The 657-nt window shown below is 45.7% G+C and carries 2 protein-coding genes; one reads left to right on the plus strand and one right to left on the minus strand.

Annotated elements, in window-relative coordinates:
• Positions 1-169 (minus strand): helix-turn-helix domain-containing protein (locus tag ACK4HN_RS11925; RefSeq protein ID WP_409877774.1); only part of this gene is annotated, 169 nt, incomplete at its 3' end.
• 241 nt (positions 170-410) lie between these two features.
• Here ACK4HN_RS11925 and ACK4HN_RS11930 point away from each other — a divergent pair.
• Positions 411-657 (plus strand): hypothetical protein (locus tag ACK4HN_RS11930; RefSeq protein ID WP_409877772.1); only part of this gene is annotated, 247 nt, incomplete at its 3' end.

A 657-nucleotide genomic window follows, 5' to 3' on the forward strand; every position in this document is an offset into this window, starting at 1 on the left:
TTTTGCACAAGAGTAGCACCTTGTCGAGGGGCATGTGAGGCATCTGAACTCCCCGCTCCCAATCAGAAATGGTAGCCTGCCTTACCCCCAGAATTTCGGCAAGGCGCTCTTGGGTAAGACCTGCTTTTTGCCTTAAGGCGGCCAAATCTGGATTACGGCAATTGGACATTTTGTTGACAATGCTCAAATCTTAGATTAACCTGTTTCCTATACGCTACAGCGTATAAACCAGCGGCAAGAGGCTTGGCCAGTGCTGGGTTTACAGCCGCTAGGTTATCTTTTCACTTGGTTCGAGTTTAGCGCGATAAGTTAACAACTGACGATCATAGAGGTCTCCTATGCCAATGAAGTTCATGATCAGTCCGTGGTTAAGCGTAGGGAAGAACCACTACATAAACATAACAAAGCTTGTGGACGTCACCTTTCACGAACAAGGATCAAAGCTTTACGCGATTTGCCAATTTGAGAACGGTAGCAAAGTGCGGGTTACAGGTGAGGAAGCGCATGACCTCAAGATGATCCTTGATAAAAGTCATTTTGTCAACCTTTTCAACACCGAAGAGATGGATCTTTTGCTCAGGGCTTATTCACGACCGATTTTCCAAATGGCATGTGAAGACGAATTGTTGGAAGAGTTCACGATAGTTGACTTAGAAG

It is taken from the genome of Thermosynechococcus sp., from assembly GCF_046299655.1.
In the GTDB taxonomy this organism is placed as follows: domain Bacteria; phylum Cyanobacteriota; class Cyanobacteriia; order Thermosynechococcales; family Thermosynechococcaceae; genus Thermosynechococcus.